Source organism: Clostridium sp. DJ247 (assembly GCF_014231265.1).
The window spans coordinates 1-17,192 of the sequence record NZ_JABAIW010000079.1 but is presented as its reverse complement, the minus strand read 5'-3'; the positions used below and the strand labels follow the sequence as shown (position 1 = coordinate 17,192).

At 29.9% G+C, this 17,192-nt stretch carries 16 protein-coding genes; 9 read left to right on the top strand and 7 right to left on the bottom strand.

The window, feature by feature from the left end; translation table 11 throughout:
• Window positions 1-434: 434 nt before the first annotated feature.
• From gyrA to dnaA, 7 genes are all read right to left on the bottom strand, one after another.
• Window positions 435-2,891 (bottom strand): DNA gyrase subunit A, encoded by a 2,457-nt coding sequence (gyrA, locus tag HGI79_RS20735; RefSeq protein WP_185652573.1) that lies wholly within the window; start codon window positions 2,889-2,891, stop codon window positions 435-437.
• A gap of 13 nt (window positions 2,892-2,904) precedes the next feature.
• On the bottom strand, window positions 2,905-4,818 hold the full coding sequence (gyrB, locus tag HGI79_RS20730) for a DNA topoisomerase (ATP-hydrolyzing) subunit B (RefSeq protein ID WP_185652572.1): 1,914 nt from the start codon (window positions 4,816-4,818) through the stop codon (window positions 2,905-2,907).
• A gap of 15 nt (window positions 4,819-4,833) precedes the next feature.
• On the bottom strand, window positions 4,834-5,097 hold the full coding sequence (remB, locus tag HGI79_RS20725) for an extracellular matrix regulator RemB (protein ID WP_185652571.1): 264 nt from the start codon (window positions 5,095-5,097) through the stop codon (window positions 4,834-4,836).
• A 21-nt stretch (window positions 5,098-5,118) separates the two neighbouring features.
• A complete protein-coding gene (gene recF, locus HGI79_RS20720) occupies window positions 5,119-6,210 on the bottom strand; it encodes a DNA replication/repair protein RecF (protein WP_185652570.1) in 1,092 nt (363 codons plus the stop codon).
• Between the two features lie 103 nt (window positions 6,211-6,313).
• Window positions 6,314-6,520 carry a S4 domain-containing protein YaaA gene (yaaA, locus tag HGI79_RS20715; RefSeq protein WP_185652569.1) on the bottom strand — a complete coding sequence of 69 codons (207 nt, stop codon included), beginning with the start codon at window positions 6,518-6,520 and terminating at the stop codon, window positions 6,314-6,316.
• 28 nt (window positions 6,521-6,548) lie between these two features.
• Window positions 6,549-7,652 (bottom strand): DNA polymerase III subunit beta, encoded by a 1,104-nt coding sequence (gene dnaN, locus HGI79_RS20710; RefSeq protein ID WP_185652568.1) that lies wholly within the window; start codon window positions 7,650-7,652, stop codon window positions 6,549-6,551.
• Between the two features lie 260 nt (window positions 7,653-7,912).
• Complete coding sequence (gene dnaA / locus HGI79_RS20705) at window positions 7,913-9,262, bottom strand: chromosomal replication initiator protein DnaA (RefSeq protein ID WP_185652567.1); 1,350 nt, start codon at window positions 9,260-9,262, stop codon at window positions 7,913-7,915.
• Between the two features lie 604 nt (window positions 9,263-9,866).
• Here dnaA and rpmH point away from each other — a divergent pair.
• From rpmH to noc, 9 genes are all read left to right on the top strand, one after another.
• Entirely contained in the window at window positions 9,867-10,001 is a 135-nt protein-coding gene (rpmH, locus tag HGI79_RS20700) for a 50S ribosomal protein L34 (RefSeq protein WP_185652566.1), read from the top strand.
• Between the two features lie 52 nt (window positions 10,002-10,053).
• The gene (gene rnpA, locus HGI79_RS20695; RefSeq protein WP_185652565.1) at window positions 10,054-10,386 is read left to right on the top strand and encodes a ribonuclease P protein component; all 333 of its coding nucleotides are present in this window, start codon (window positions 10,054-10,056) and stop codon (window positions 10,384-10,386) included.
• The gene (gene yidD / locus HGI79_RS20690; protein ID WP_185652564.1) at window positions 10,387-10,596 is read left to right on the top strand and encodes a membrane protein insertion efficiency factor YidD; all 210 of its coding nucleotides are present in this window, start codon (window positions 10,387-10,389) and stop codon (window positions 10,594-10,596) included.
• A gap of 20 nt (window positions 10,597-10,616) precedes the next feature.
• Window positions 10,617-11,276 carry a membrane protein insertase YidC gene (locus HGI79_RS20685; protein WP_185652563.1) on the top strand — a complete coding sequence of 220 codons (660 nt, stop codon included), beginning with the start codon at window positions 10,617-10,619 and terminating at the stop codon, window positions 11,274-11,276.
• A 15-nt stretch (window positions 11,277-11,291) separates the two neighbouring features.
• Window positions 11,292-11,918: an RNA-binding cell elongation regulator Jag/EloR gene (jag, locus tag HGI79_RS20680; protein WP_185652562.1), complete on the top strand. Its 627-nt coding sequence runs from the start codon at window positions 11,292-11,294 to the stop codon at window positions 11,916-11,918.
• A 47-nt stretch (window positions 11,919-11,965) separates the two neighbouring features.
• The gene (mnmE, locus tag HGI79_RS20675; protein ID WP_185652561.1) at window positions 11,966-13,345 is read left to right on the top strand and encodes a tRNA uridine-5-carboxymethylaminomethyl(34) synthesis GTPase MnmE; all 1,380 of its coding nucleotides are present in this window, start codon (window positions 11,966-11,968) and stop codon (window positions 13,343-13,345) included.
• 9 nt (window positions 13,346-13,354) lie between these two features.
• Window positions 13,355-15,241: a tRNA uridine-5-carboxymethylaminomethyl(34) synthesis enzyme MnmG gene (gene mnmG, locus HGI79_RS20670; RefSeq protein WP_185652560.1), complete on the top strand. Its 1,887-nt coding sequence runs from the start codon at window positions 13,355-13,357 to the stop codon at window positions 15,239-15,241.
• A gap of 33 nt (window positions 15,242-15,274) precedes the next feature.
• Window positions 15,275-15,994, top strand: a complete 720-nt coding sequence (rsmG, locus tag HGI79_RS20665; RefSeq protein WP_185652559.1) for a 16S rRNA (guanine(527)-N(7))-methyltransferase RsmG — start codon at window positions 15,275-15,277, stop codon at window positions 15,992-15,994.
• Between the two features lie 100 nt (window positions 15,995-16,094).
• Window positions 16,095-16,871, top strand: a complete 777-nt coding sequence (gene noc / locus HGI79_RS20660; protein ID WP_185652558.1) for a nucleoid occlusion protein — start codon at window positions 16,095-16,097, stop codon at window positions 16,869-16,871.
• Window positions 16,872-17,192 lie beyond the last annotated feature (321 nt).

The window sequence follows — 17,192 nt, the reverse complement described above, 5'->3', positions numbered from 1 at the left end:
GAATGCTCATTACTGTTATTTGGCTACTAATCTAGTAGCTCAAAAGAATTGCTGGTTTATTTAATAGATAAGTTTTTTCTTATCTCACTCTGTTTAATTTTCAAAGATCTTGTCGCTTCTTAGCGACTTATTTATCTTATCATAACTGTTTTGTCTTGTCAATAACTTTTTTAAAAATTTATTAGTTAACTTATTTAAGTTTACTTGATTTTTAATTCAGTCACCTGAAGACAAGTGATATTTTATCAAATTAAAATACTTTTGTTAATACCAAACTTAATATAAACTAAACTTATCTAGATATTTCTTCATAATTATCATTTTTTCTTTTATTTATGTATATTGACACACCAGGACAAGTTTATTTTATATTAATAACATAAATAGGGAATTGGATTTTACTAGCATAATAAAATCCAATTCCCTGCTCTTTATTATTCGTTATCTATGTTATCTTCGTTAGCTTCTATTACGTCATCAGAATTAATTTTTGCGATAGCCACAACTTTTTGTTCTTCTTCCGTTTTCATTAGTGTAACTCCCATAGCATTTCTGCTTGTAGTAGATATACCTGATACATTTAGTCTTATAGCTACATTGCTGCTGTTTATAAGCATCAATTCATCACCATCTTTTACTACTCTTGCACCAACAATATACCCAGTCTTATCACTGACTTTATATGTTATAATTCCTTTTCCGCCTCTTCTATGGGCTGTATACTCTGATATAGGGGTTCTTTTGCCAAAACCATTTTCACTAACTACTAATATGTCGCTATCTTCAGCTACAATATCCATAGCTACAGCTATATCACCCTCTCTAAGTGTAATAGCTCTAACACCAGTAGCAGTTCTACCCATGGGTCTTACATCTTTTTCACTAAATCTTATAGCGTATCCATTATTAGTGAAAATAAGCACTTCACTTTCACCACTGGTCATTCTTACACCTATAAGTTCGTCACCATCTTTAAGATTTATTGCATTTAATCCATTTTTTCTTATGGAAGCATATTGGCTTATTTGCGTTTTCTTAATTAGTCCTTCTCTGGTTGCCATTATTAAGTAGCTATCTTCCTCTAATTCCTTAAAGGTTATAACTGCTTGAATTTTTTCATCTGTAGCTATAGGTATCAAGTTTATAACATTTGTTCCTTTAGCAGTTCTTCCAGCCTCCGGTATTTCATAAGCTTTTAATTTATATACTCTACCCTTGTTTGTAAAGAATAATATATTATTATGAGTTGAAGTGATGAACATATGCTCAACAAAATCGTCTTCTTTTGTTGCTGTTGCTTGAATTCCTTTACCGCCTCTTTTTTGGGCAGAATATGTATCAGCTGCAACTCTTTTTATATATCCTGAATGAGTTAATGTTATTACTATATCTTGTTCCTGTATTAAGTCCTCTATATTTATCTCATCACTGTTTTTTTGTATTAATGTTCTTCTTTCATCACCATATTTTGTCTTTATTTCTATAAGCTCTTCTTTTATTATACTTAAAACTAACTCATCATTTTCTAGTACTTCTCTTAAATATTTTATAGTATTCATAAGCTCATTATACTCATTTTCAATCTTTTCTCTTTCTAAACCAGTAAGCCTCTGAAGTCTCATATCAAGTATAGCTTGAGATTGCTTTTCAGAAAGATTGAATTTATTCATAAGGCCATTTCTAGCTTCTTCAGTATTTTTAGAAGATCTTATTAAATTTATTACTTCGTCAATATGGTCAAGTGCTATTCTTAAACCTTCTAATATGTGGGCACGTGCTAATGCCTTATCTAAATCAAATTTAGTTCTTCTTCTTATTACTTCCTTTTGGAAATTTAAATAATGAACAAGTACTTGTTTTAAATTTAAGACTTCAGGTTCATTATCAACTAGAGCAAGCATAATAATTCCAAAAGAATCTTGAAGCTTTGTATGCTTGTAGAGTTGATTTAATACAACATTAGGGTTAGAATCTCTTTTAAGCTCTATTACCATTCTCATACCATCTCTGTCTGATTCATCTCTAATGTCTGAAATCCCCTCTATTCTTTTATCCTTAACTAGTTCCGCCATATTCTCGATTAATCTTGCTTTATTTACTTGATAAGGTAGTTCTGTTACAACTATTCTTGTTCTACCCTTTTCTTCCTCTATCTCTGTTTTTGCTCTTACAACAATCTTTCCTCTTCCAGTTTCATAAGCATCTCTTATTCCAGTTGTTCCGATGATAGTTCCTGCTGTTGGAAAATCAGGACCCTTAATTTCAGTCATTAATTCATGTATTGTAGTATCAGGGTTATCTATAAGCATGACAATTCCATTTATAACTTCTGTTAAATTATGAGGAGGGATATTTGTAGCCATACCTACTGCAATTCCAGCAGAACCATTAACTAAAAGATTAGGAAATCTTGATGGTATTACAGAAGGTTCTTCTTCTTCACCATCAAAGTTTGGAATAAAATCCACAGTATTTTTATTTATATCTCTAAGTAGCTCTAGTGTTATTTTACTCATTTTAGCTTCAGTATATCTCATTGCTGCTGCACTATCTCCATCAACAGAACCAAAGTTTCCGTGACCATCAACCAATGTATATCTTATAGAAAAGTCCTGTGCCATTCTAACTAATGCGTCATAAACAGCTGTGTCACCATGTGGATGGTACTTACCTAAAACATCTCCTACTATTCTGGCACATTTTCTATAACCTTTATCAGGGGTAAGTCCTAATTCGTACATTGAGTAAAGAATTCTTCTGTGAACTGGCTTTAAACCATCTCTTACATCTGGTAGAGCACGCCCAACAATAACACTCATTGCATAATCTATATAACATTTTTTCATCTCATGGCTTATGTCTACCGGTAAAATCTTTTCTTCATTTAACATTAATTACACCTCTTTATATGTCTAAGTTTACAACTTTCTTTGCATTTTCATGTATAAATTCTCTACGAGGCTCTACTTTATCACCCATAAGTATAGTGAAAATTTCATCAGCAGCCATGGCGTCATCTACAGTAACTTGAAGAAGTGTTCTTTGTTCTGGATTCATTGTAGTATTCCAAAGCTGAGTCGCATCCATCTCTCCCAGCCCTTTATATCTCTGTATACTAGTATTATTATCCTTACCTCCAATTTCCATAAGTGTTCTTTCTAATTCTCTGTCATCGTAAGCATAATAATCTTTTTTACTTTTACTTATTTTATATAAAGGAGGTTGTGCAATATATACGTGTCCTTGTTCAACAAGCTCCCTCATGTATCTATAGAAGAAGGTAAGCAATAATGTTCTTATATGAGCTCCGTCAACATCTGCATCTGTCATTATAATTATCTTGTCATATCTTATTTTTTCAACATCAAAGTCTTTACCTATTCCGCCTCCAAAAGCTGTTATCATAGCTCTTATTTCTTCATATCCAAGAATTTTATCTAATCGCTGTTTTTCAACATTCATTATTTTACCTCTTAAAGGTAAAATGGCTTGAAACCTTCTGTCTCTACCTTGTTTAGCTGACCCACCTGCTGAATCACCCTCTACCAGATAGATTTCACATTCTGCCGGATCTTTTGATGAGCAATCAGCTAATTTACCAGGTAGTGATGTACTCTCCAAAACAGATTTTCTTCTTGTAAGCTCTCTTGCTTTTTTAGCTGCTTCTCTAGCACGCGCTGCTACTAATGCCTTATCAACTATAGACTTAGCTATTTGAGGGTTTTCTTCAAGGAATGCACTAACTCCCTCTCCAACTATATTATCTACTATCCCTCGCACTTCGCTGTTCCCTAATTTAGTTTTTGTTTGACCTTCAAACTGAGGATCAGTAAGTTTTACTGATATAACAGCAGTAAGTCCTTCTCTTATATCCTCACCAGATAAATTTTTATCACTTTCTTTTAATATTCCAAATTTTTTTGCATAATCATTAAAAACTCTAGTTAGTGCCGATTTAAATCCGGCTAAATGAGTCCCACCTTCTACAGTATCTATATTATTTGCAAATGAAAAGATATTTTCATTATATCCATCATTGTACTGAATAGAAATTTCTGCAGAGTAATCATCTCTCTTACCCTCTACGTAAATAGGTTCTTTATGAACTTTCTCTTTATTCCTATTTAAGTATTCAACAAAAGATTTTATACCACCTTCATAGTAAAAGGTTTCATTTTTTTCTGTTCTTTCATCACTTAAATTTATACTTACACCTTTATTTAAAAAAGCTAATTCTCTTAATCTTTGTGCAAGTACATCATAGTCATATTCAACCTCGTCAAATATATCCGCATCAGGTTTGAAATATGTTTTCGTTCCATGGTCTTCGGTATCACCTATAATTTCAAGTCCTGTAAGGACTTTTCCCCTTGCATATGATTGTTTCCATATATGACCTTCTCTTTTAACTTCAACCTCACAAAGTTCTGAAAGAGCATTTACCACTGATGCGCCAACTCCATGTAATCCACCAGAAACCTTATATCCACCACCGCCAAATTTTCCTCCAGCATGAAGTACTGTCATTATAACTTCAACGGTAGGTTTTTGCATTTTAGGATGTATTCCCACAGGCATACCTCTACCATCATCCTCAACGGTCATAGAGTTATCTTTATGAATTAAAACTTCTATATTTTTACAAAATCCTGCTAAAGCTTCATCTATGCTGTTATCTACGATTTCATATACCAAATGATGAAGCCCTCTTGAACTAGTACTTCCTATATACATTCCTGGTCTTTTTCTTACAGCTTCTAAACCTTCTAATACCTGTATTTGACTCTCATCATATACTTGTTTATTATCTTCTGACATATTCATCCTCCTATCTTAAGTCTCGTAATACAATGTTTCTGATCTTTTAGTTAGTGTGGATGACGATATTGGTGATAGATAAATTTTACTTTTTTTATTAACTTCAGCTATTATAAAGGATTTAGGTTTATCCTTAGTAATTCTTTGAATAAATCCATCTTCTTCAGCCATCCTTAAAAATTGAATAGTATCAGAACTATACATTGAAGTTTCAATATCAAATATACCGATTATATCTTTTATTGGTACTACAATATTTTCACCTAAATGCAAAAACATAAAAAATCCCCTTTCAAAATTTTAAACTATATTTACAGTGCCGTTCTTAACTGTAAACACACTTGCACTGTTCTTTATGTAACTTTTTATATCTCCAATTCCAGTACAAGTTATAAAGGTTTGTATATTATTTATAGCTGTCAATATATATTTTTGTCTACTTGCATCAAGTTCAGATAAAACGTCATCTAGTAAAAGAATAGGATATTCTCCTGTAGTATCTTTTATAATTTCTAACGATGCAAATTTAATAGTCAAAACCGAAGTTCTTTGTTGTCCTTGGGAACCAAAGCTTCTGGCATCTATACCATTTATCCTGATTTCAAAGTCATCTCTATGTGGTCCTAAGGACGTCATTCCCCTATCTAGATCTCTTTTTCTACTGTTAGATAAAATTTTTAAAAGTTCATCTTGGGGGTTATCTGTATCTTTAGTAGAAGTAAGGTATATAAATTCTATATTTTCTAACCCTGAAGTTATATCTCTATGGATTCTATTACCCTTAAAATTTAATTCCCTTACGTATTTATCTCTAGCTTTAACTATATAACTTCCATATAAAGCAAGCTGTTCATCATATACTTGAAGTACATCTGTGTGTTGTTTATTCCATTTTCTTAATATAGTATTTCGTTCATTTAGAACTTTATTATACTGAACTAAAGTAAAATAATATTTTTTACTTAGCTTACAAAGTTCTATATCAATGAACTTTCTCCGATAAGAAGCAGATTCTTTCACAATTTTTAAGTCTTCTGGTGAAAACATAACTGCATTAAGGATACCCATTAGTTCGGATACTTTGTTAACTTTAATTGAGTTAACATTTATGCCTTTTCTACCTTCTTTGAATATCTTAATTTCTATTTTTTTGTCTAATCGTTCGTTAGCAACATGTAATTTTATATATGCTTCCTGTCCATCCCACCTTATAAGTTCTTTATCTTTGCTAGTTCTAGATGATTTACCAATACTGCAATAATATATACTTTCTAAAATATTAGTTTTTCCTTGTGCATTGTCACCTATAAAGATGTTTATATTTTTATTTATTTTTAAGTTTAATTCTTTATAGTTTCTAAAATTAATAAGTTTTAAATATTTAATATACATAAAAAGCACCTAAATATAATTATAGCATAATAATACTAACATCGAGTTAACTTTAAAACTTTCATAAATTATAATTATAAACTATTTTATTTGTTTTTGTAAGCTATATTATTTTATAGCTTTCTCCGTCAAATTCTATCAAATCACCTTTTGTAAGCTTTTTACCTCGTCTAGTTTCTACTTCACCATTTACCTTTACTTTTCCATCTTGTATAAAGATCTTGGCTTCTGATCCTAATGAAACAGCCCCAGACCACTTTAGAAAAGAATCTAATTTTATAATGTCAGTGTTTATTTGTATTTCTTTCATGATTTAATATCTCCGATCTTATAACTTTTTAACTATTTAGTAACCTAACTGGAAGAACCAAATATGTACAATTATTTATATTTTTATTTTTCATTATGCATGGACTAACACTACTTGAAAATTCCATGATAATTTCATCTTCATCCATTATTTTTAATACATCAATTAGATACTTAGAATTAAATGCAATTTGCAAAGCTTCTCCTTGCAAAATTATATTTAATTCTTCTCTTACCATTCCCAATTGAGAATTAGATGTTATTATAATATTTTCTTCTTCAATGTTAAACTTTACAAGATTAGTGTTTCCATCCTTAGCCATCAATGAAGCTCTTTCTATACAGTTTAAAAGTTCTCCTTTTTTAGCTATAACCTTTAAACTATATTCTTCTGGAATTATTGAACTATATCTAATAAATTCACCTTCTAAAAGTCTAGATATAATTTTAGTTTCGCCTAAACTAAACAATATGTGATTAGGGGTAAATGTTATATTTACATTTTCATCTTCATCTTCCAGTATTTTTGATACTTCATTTAAAGTTTTTCCTGGAATTACTGCATTTATTATATTATCTGTTTCAATTTTTTCTGATTTTAGTGCAAGTCTGTATCCATCTAGTGCTACTAAATTTAAGTTTTTATCTTTTATTTCAAATAAGACCCCTGTAAGTATAGGTCTTGTATCATCCTGTGCTGTTGCAAATATAGTTCCTTTTATCATATTCTTTAATATTTTTTGTGGTATTGAAAACATCATATTTTCATTTATAATTGGCAGTTCAGGAAAATCTTCTGAGTTCATATGAATTAAAGTAAACCTTGATTTTTGGCACAATATTTCTATTGAACTATTATCTATAGTATTGATATGTACTAAATCATTTGGTAATTTTCTTATTATTTCACCAAAAAGCTTAGAATCAATAACTATACTACCCTCTTCTAATATATCTGCATTTATTCTTGTTTCTATACTTAAATCTATGTCAGATCCTGTTAACACTATTTCATTGTTACATGCTTTTAACAAAATACCATTTAATATTGGCATTGTAGATTTTCCTGTAACAGCTTTTTGTGCTGTGGATATCCCTTCTTGTAGTATGGATTTTTCACATGTAAATCTCATGTTTTTTGCCTCCTTATTCACAACATATTTTAGGTTAATATATAGATTAGATAATTATTATCTTTAGTAGTAATAGTAGTAGGGGCTGTGATTATGTGGATAACCCCTATACACATTGATATTACTGAAAAATAGCGAAAAAATAATTGTGGATAAGTAAATCAATAATAATAAACTTTATCCACATTACTAAACAGTCAAATGATAATATTTATTTATTCACAGTATATTATAATAATAATATAAACATATGTTAATAACTACTTTTGATTTATTCTTTTATTTAGATCACTTATAGAATTTTGTAATCCTTCATCAACCTTAAGATTTTGTGATATTTTTTCATATGCGTGTATTACTGTGGTATGATCCCTTCCACCAAATTCTTCACCTATCTTAGGTAGAGACATATCTGTTAGCTTTCTGCACAAATACATAGCAATTTGTCTTGGGAAAGCTACATTTCTAGTTCTTCTAGATGATTTTAGGTCGTCTACCTTAAGATTAAAATAGTTTGCAACTACATCTTGAATTAAATCTATTGTAACTTGTTTAGATTGTTTGCTTGATATTATATCTTTTAAAGCTTCAGCAGCTAAATCTACACTTATTTCTTTATTGGTTAATGACGAAAATGCAACAATTCTTATTAGTGCACCTTCTAGTTCTCTTATGTTAGACTTTATTTTAGTTGCTATATATACCATTACTTCATTTGGAATATTTAAGTTCTCTACATCAGCTTTTTTCTTTAATATTGCCATTCTTGTTTCAAAATCAGGTGCTTGTATGTCTGCTATAAGACCCCATTCAAATCTAGATCTAAGTCTATCTTCTAACGTTGGAATTTCCTTTGGAGGTCTATCACTAGATAGAATTATTTGTTTATTAGCTTCATATAATGCATTAAATGTATGGAAAAATTCTTCTTGAGTTCTTTCTTTACCTGCAATAAACTGAACATCATCTATCAATAATACATCTATGTTTCTGTACTTATTTCTAAAATCTTCGTTTTTATCATCTTTTATAGAATTTATAAGTTCATTTGTAAACTTTTCAGAAGAAACATAAACTACTTTTGATTTAGAATTGTTTTGTAGTATATAGTGTCCTATAGCATGCATTAAATGGGTTTTTCCTAGTCCAACTCCGCCGTATATGAATAGAGGATTATAAGCTTTAGCAGGAGCCTCTGCTACAGCTAATGAAGCAGCATGAGCGAATCTATTACTATTACCTATGACAAAAGAATTAAAAGTATATTTTGGATTTAACATAGCAGACATTTCATCGCTGACGGTTATAGTTTGTTTTATTTCAACCTTTTTTCTAGGTTCTTGAAGATCTACAGCCTCTTCAGATAATATATGAAATTCTATATTATATTTTTTTGATGTAATTAGTTTTAGGGCATTTATTATAAGTTCTTTATATCTACTACTTAAAATACCTCGTGTAAAATCATTAGGAACTCCTAAATTTGCCGAATCATTTTCTAATGATAGTGGTGTTATACTTTTAATCCAAGTATTGAAACTTACTTCAGTAAGCTCGCCCTTAATTATATTCAAAGTTTTTTCCCATGTTTCTTTTAAATGGGCATTCATTTTGTATCCTCCAGTCTTAAATAAAAAAATCAGTTAACATGATGTGAACATAATTATAAACACCATTATATTTTCTTGACAAATGTTTATTAAAATATTCACATGTTAGCAATTTTGTTGATAATACCATCAAAAAAAAAATTGTCAACAAAATAAAAAAAACATATGTTAACATTCTTAACAGTGAATAAGTATAGGAAATTAGTTAAAAATATGAAAAGTAACTAATACTTTTCATACTAAACTAAACAAGTTATGCACATTTTTATCCACAACTGTGGATAACCGTTTGAATTTTAAAGTTATACACAATCCTCTATTAATAATATCAAAACAACACAACCTATTCAATAAGTTATCCACAAAAAAAGTGATAAAAATTATTAACAGCGCATATTATATGGTTTTAGCACCTGATATTACTTAATAGAATTTATGTTGACATTGGTACTTCATGAATATATAATTTAATAGTAAAACTTTAAGAAGCTAGCAAGCGAGAAAATTACTTTACAGTAAATAATCCTCGTTTATAGTAGATAATCCTCTAGAATAGTAATGGTTATGAGGGTATTACAACTTACTTAAAAGGGGGTGTAATAGTATGTGGATGACTTACCAACCAAAAAAGAAGCAAAGAAAGAAAGAACATGGATTTAGAAAGAGAATGAGCTCTTTATCAGGAAGAAATGTTCTTAAGAGAAGAAGACAAAAAGGTAGAAAGAGATTAACAGCATAAGGGCCGCATTTGTGGCCTTTTTCTGCAACTGCAGAAAAAAGGAGCAAGGTAGATGAAAGACTGTAAGTTAAGAAAGAACATAGAATTTAGAGCTGTATATAAAAGAGGAAAATCTTTTTCTAATCAATTACTTGTACTATATATATATAAGAATAAAAAATCCACAAATAGAGTGGGTATATCAGTTAGTAAAAAAGTAGGAAAAAGTGTCATAAGAAATAGAGTTAAACGATTAATAAAAGAAAGTTATAGATTAAATAACTACAACCTTAAAACAGGATATGATTTAATCTTCATAGCTAGAGTTGCAGCTAATGGTAAAAGTTATAGTGAAATTGAGGAAGCTTTAAAAAACCTTTTTAAAAAGGCAGGTTTATATAATTAAATGAAAGAATTTTTAGTTTTTTTAATTAAATTCTATAGAAAATATATATCAGGATTAAAAAGGCCTTGTTGTATATTTTATCCAACTTGCTCACAATATGCTTTAGATGCGTTAGAAAAATATGGCCTATTAAAAGGTAGTTTTATGTCTATAAAAAGAATATTAAGATGTAACCCCTTAAATAAAGGTGGTTATGACCCAGTTAAATAAATAATCAGGAGGTTTATATTTTGCAGTACTTAAACAATGCATTTGTTCAATTTTTTGAACTGATTCATCAATGGATTACCACAGGAATACCTAATAAGAATATTTCATATGGTTTAGCAATAATTTTGATGACTGTTATAATTAAAATTATATTGCTTCCTTTAAATATAAAGCAAATTAAGTCGTCAACAGCTATGAGTGAGCTTCAACCAGAGATAAAGAAGCTTCAAGAAAAGTATAAAAATGATCCCCAAAAATCTCAACAAGAAATGATGAAGCTTTATAAAGAGAAGGGTGCTAGTCCTTTTAGTGGATGTTTACCGTTGCTTGTTCAGTGGCCTATTCTCATAGCACTATACTATGTTTTCAATAATTTACAAGGAATAAGCGGTGTTAAGTTCTTATGGGTAAATGACTTGGCAAACAGAGATGTGATACTTGCAGTAATATCAGGTATAACTACATATTTTTCAGGTGCTTTAGCTATGACTTCAACTGATCCTGCTCAAGCAAAACAATCAGCTACTATGAATATTAGTATGTCTGTATTTATGATTTTTATTAGTTGGAGCTTAAAATCTGCATTAGTGCTTTATTGGGTAATTAGTAATTTAATTCAAATAGCACAAACAGTAGTTATTAAAAGAGCCTTTGTAAGTAAAAACACTGGTAAATCCTAGGGGGTGATTAGTGGAATGAAGGTTATAGAAATAACCGGAAGAACTGTTGAAGAAGCTTTAAATAATGCTTTAAACGAACTTAAGGCCACTAAAGACAAAGTTGAAGTAGAAGTGCTAGATGCAGGTAACAAAGGTTTCTTTAACCTAATTGGAGCTAGACGGGCTAAAATTAGAGTAAAATTAAAGAGAGATTATATTCATGAAGCTAAAACATTTATTACAGATGTTTTAGCTTCTATGGGAGTTAAGGCTGAGGTATGTATAAAAGAAGAAGAAAATGTAATAAAAATATCTTTATTAGGTCCAGATATGGGTATACTTATAGGATATAGGGGAGAAACTTTAGATTCACTTCAATATCTCATAAGTCTTGTTGTAAATAAAGGACACGAAACTGAGTACAAAAGAGTAATTTTAGATACAGAAAATTACAGACTTAAAAGAGAAGAGACCTTAAAAAGATTGGCAAGAAGAATAGCAGATAAAGTTAGGAAGACAGGTAGAGTAGTTAAGCTTGAACCTATGAATCCTTACGAGAGAAGAGTAATTCATTCTGCACTTCAAAATGATTTTTATGTGAATACCTATAGTGAAGGTGAAGAACCTTTTAGAAGAGTTGTTGTGGATCTAAAGAAAGCCTAAGTGGCTTTCTTTTTGCTTTATTTAGTATGATATTAAGGAGTGATATAATGAAAGAATTTGATACAATAGCTGCTGTAGCAACAGCTTTAGGAGAAGGTGGAATATCCATAATAAGGTTATCAGGTCAAAATGCTTTAAAAATCGTAAGTAGTATATTCAGAGGAAAAAAAGGAAGAAATCTAAATGATATAGAACCTTATACTATGAGATATGGATTTATTATAGAAAAAGAGACTGAGGATATACTTGATGAAGTTATAGTAACATATATGAAAGGTCCAAGAAGTTTTACTGCAGAAGATACAGTGGAAATAAACTGCCATGGAGGAATAACTGCTACTAAAAGAATATTAGAAGAAGTTATTAAAATGGGAGCAAGGCTTGCTGAACCAGGTGAATTTACAAAGCGAGCTTTTCTAAATGGCAGAATTGATTTAAGTCAGGCCGAGGCTGTAATTGATATTATAAACGCTAAAACTGAGCTTTCAATGAAATCAGCTGTGCGACAATCAACTGGTAGAGTTTCAAAAGAGATAAATCGTATAAGAGAAAATCTTTTAGAACTTATAGCACATATAGAAGCTACTGTAGATTATCCTGAAGATGATTTAGAAGAAGTTACTGCAGATAAAGCAGTTGCAAAACTAAGTAATATTATTGGTGAAATTAATACAATACTAAGTACTGCAGATGAGGGAAAGATAATAAGAGAAGGCCTAAATACCGTGATAGTAGGCAAACCTAATGTTGGTAAATCTTCATTATTAAATGCAGTTCTTATGGAAAAAAGAGCTATTGTTACAGAGATACCTGGTACTACTAGAGATGTTATAGAAGAATACATTAATATAGAAGGAATTCCAATTAAAATTATAGATACTGCTGGAATAAGAGAAACAGAAGATGTAGTAGAAAAAATAGGAGTAGAGAAATCTAAGGAAAAAATAAATGAAGCAGATTTAGTAATATTAATGTTGGATATAAGTAGAGAACTGGATGATGAAGATATAGAAATCATGAAATATGTTAAAAATAGAAAATATATTGTCATTTTGAATAAAGTTGATTTACCTTCAAAGATAGATATAAATGAAATTGAAAAATTAGATTCAGAGTATATAATTAATATATCAGCTAAAACTGGTGAAGGGTTAGATAAGTTAAAAGAATGTATAAAAAATTTATTTTTTAATGGAAATATACAATCTAATGATATACTTATAACTAATACTAGACATAAAGAAGCATTAGTTAGAGCAAAAGAACATTGCTCACAGGCTGTAAAAGCTTTAAATGATACACTATCTATTGATTTAGCTTCAATAGATATAAGAAATGCTTGGTATAGTTTAGGAGAGATTACAGGGGATACATTAGAAGAAGATATAATAGATAAGATATTCTCAGAATTTTGTTTAGGAAAGTAGGGAAACTTTATGGAATATTTTGCTGGAGAATTTGATGTAATAGTAGTTGGTGCAGGGCATGCTGGATGTGAAGCAAGCCTTGCAGCTGCAAGAATTGGATGTAAAACTTTACTTTGTACAATGAACTTAGATAGTATAGCATTTATGCCATGCAATCCTAGTATAGGAGGTACGGCAAAAGGACACTTAGTTTGTGAAATAGATGCTTTAGGTGGAGAGATGGGAATAAATATAGATCATACTTTTATTCAGTCTAGAATGCTTAACACATCAAAAGGGCCTGCAGTTCACTCACTAAGAGCTCAAGCGGACAAAAAGAGATATGCTGAAAGAATAAAACAAGTAATAGAAAATCAACCTAATTTATACTTAAGACAGCTTGAGGTTATAGATATAAGAACAGAAAATGGAAAAGTTTGTGGAGTATTAACTAAGAATGGTGGATTATATAAAACAAAATCAGTAATACTTGCAACAGGAACATATTTAAAAGGAAAAATAATCATTGGAGATGTTAGTTATAGTGCCGGTCCAAGTGGATTTATGCCTTCTAATGATTTATCCCAAAGTCTATTAAATTTAGGTATAGAACTTAGAAGATTTAAAACAGGAACACCTGCAAGAGTACATAGAAGAAGTGTAGATTATTCAAAGATGTTAGAGCAGCCTGGTGATGAAAAAATAACGCCATTTTCTTTTATGAGTGAGGATATAGACAGAGAACAAATATCTTGTTATTTAACATATACTACAGATGAAACTCTTGAAGTGATAAGAAATAATATACATAGATCGCCTTTATATAATGGAACTATTAAGTCTGTAGGTCCTAGATATTGTCCTTCTATTGAAGATAAAGTAGTAAGATTTCCTGAAAAAGAAAAACATCAAATATTTTTAGAACCAGAGGGTGAAGATACAGAAGAACTTTACGTTGGAGGGGCTTCAAGTTCTTTACCAGAGGATGTTCAGCTTGCAATGTATAGAACTATAACTGGATTAGAAAATGTAGAAATAATGAGGAATGCTTATGCTATAGAGTATGATAGTATAAATCCACTACAATTAAAGCCTTCTTTGGAATTTAAGAATGTAGAAGGACTTTTTGGAGCAGGGCAGTTGAATGGAACTTCAGGATATGAAGAAGCAGCAGCACAAGGAGTTATTGCTGGAATAAATGCTGCTCTTAAGGTTATAGAAAAGGACCCTTTAATTTTAACTAGATCAGATGCATATATAGGAGTATTAATTGATGATTTAGTTACTAAAGGGACTGAAGAACCATATAGAATGATGACATCTAGATCAGAATATAGATTGATTTTACGACAGGATAATGCTGATTTAAGGTTAACAGATATTGGGTATGAAATTGGACTGGTAACTAAAGAGAGATATGAAAAATTTTTAAATAGGAAAAAGTCTATTGAAGATGAAGTGGAAAGAATTAAAAATGTTCAAATAACACCTAAAAAAGAAGTATTAGAGTTTTTAAGTTCTTTAGATTCTTCAGATTTGAAAAAGACCATTAGTCTTTACGAATTGATAAAAAGACCTGAATTAGATTATTTTAGTGTTGAACCACTAGATGCTGATAGACCGATACTTAATGAGGATGTAAAAAAGCAAGTAAATACCATAGCAAAATACGAAGGATATATAAATAAGCAGTTAGAGCAGGTACAACAATTTAAAAAGTTTGAAACAAAGCTTATTCCTCAGGATATAGATTATAGCCATATAAAGGGTCTAAGGTTAGAAGCTATTCAAAAGTTAAGTGCAGTTAAGCCTATTAGTGTTGGTCAGGCATCAAGAATTTCAGGAGTTTCTCCTGCAGATATTTCTGTTTTATTGATTTATTTAGAAAAAGAATATAGATTCAAAAATATAGAATAGGTGGCTTAAAAATAATGAAATGGAGATTTAAATATGAATTATTTTGATATTATGAATACCGCATGTTTAGATGTTGAATTAAATTTTAATAATGAAATCTATAATAAGTTTATGCAGTATAAAGATATGATTAAGTCCTGGAATGAAAAAGTAAATCTTACAGCGATAACTGAAGATGAGCAGATAGTTAAGAAACATTTTATAGACTGTATAAAGATTTTTAAATTTTCTCCACTTAAACAGGCAAAAAGTATAATTGATATAGGCACAGGAGCTGGATTTCCTGGAATACCTATTAAAATTGTTTCACCTAATACTAATATAATACTTTTAGATTCTCTTAATAAAAGAGTTAACTTTTTAAATGAAGTAATAAATAGTTTAGAGTTAAAAGGAATAAGTACAATTCATGGAAGAGCTGAAGACTTCTCGAAAAAAGCTGAGTATAGGGAAAATATAGATGTTGCAGTATCTAGAGCTGTTGCAAATCTATCAGCTTTAAGTGAATTTTGTATCCCTTACGTAAAGATAGGGGGATATTTTATAGCTATGAAAGGTCCTTCTGTTGATGAAGAAATTAGAGAAGGAAAGAATGCTATATCTTTACTTGGTGGAAAAATAGACGATATAATAAAAGTAGCTATTGAAGATAGTGACTTAAATCATAATCTTGTAATAATTAAAAAAATAAAAGAGACCCCTAGTATTTATCCAAGAAAAGCAGGTACAGCAATGAAAAAGCCACTAAAATAGATGTAATAATTTGTCGTAAAAAAAATATATAAAATAGAAGGAATCCGTAGAAAAACGAAGAAATGTTAATGTTAGGAAAGTATATGAGGGATGGTTTAAAATGCAAAAGAATGTTAACTATATATCTGTTGATTTAATTTTACCTAATGTTTATCAACCAAGAAAACATTTCGATGAGGAAAGCCTTGAAGAGTTAGCACAGTCCATAATGACTTATGGCATAATTCAGCCTCTATCTGTAAGAAAACTAGGAGAAGATAAATATGAATTAGTAGCTGGTGAAAGAAGACTTAGGGCTGCTAAGAAAGCTGGTTTAGATCAAGTTCCTGTCATAGTAGTAGATATAAGTGATAGAGAATCCGCCGCAATCGCTCTATTAGAAAATTTACAGAGAGAAAATTTGAGTTTCTTGGAAGAAGCTGAAGCTTACTACAACTTGATAAAAGATCATTCTTATACTCAAGACAAGTTGGCTGAAACTATAGGAAAAAAACAATCTACAATTGCCAATAAAATAAGATTACTAAAATTACAACCTGACATAAGAGTTATATTATTAGAAAATAATTTAACAGAGAGACATGCACGAGCCTTACTTAAACTACCAACTGTTGAACTTCAAAAGAAGATATTAAAGATAGTGATTAAGAGAACATTAAATGTGAAAAAGACTGAAGAACTCATTGAAAAAGAGTTGGTAAAACTTAATAAAGATAAAGAAACTATTACTAAAAAAAAGATAAAGGGTATTTTTGCACCTAGAGTATACATAAACACTGTGAAACAAGTATTTGATAAATACGGACTTAATGCTGAATATTCTTCAAGAGATCTAGATGATAAGATTCAAATAACAATAACCATACCAAAGAAATAAGTGTTTCACGTGAAACATCTTAAATAGAATAATCTATATCTTCTATGATACTGTTAACTTAATCCTGAGCTATATCTCAGGATTTTTTTATACGTATATAGTATTATAATAAATAATAACTTTTTGCTATGGTATTTAAACTAATTCAAATACCACCCTAAGACTCATTAAAAAGTATTTAAATGTGCCTTCAGAACTGTAACATATCCCTAAGTTTAAACAATGTTTAGAGATTGAAACCCTATATAGGGTTTCTAACTAAAAACTTAACTTATACAAGGAAACTTCTAGCATAAGCTAGTGAACGAATTTTATCAGAAC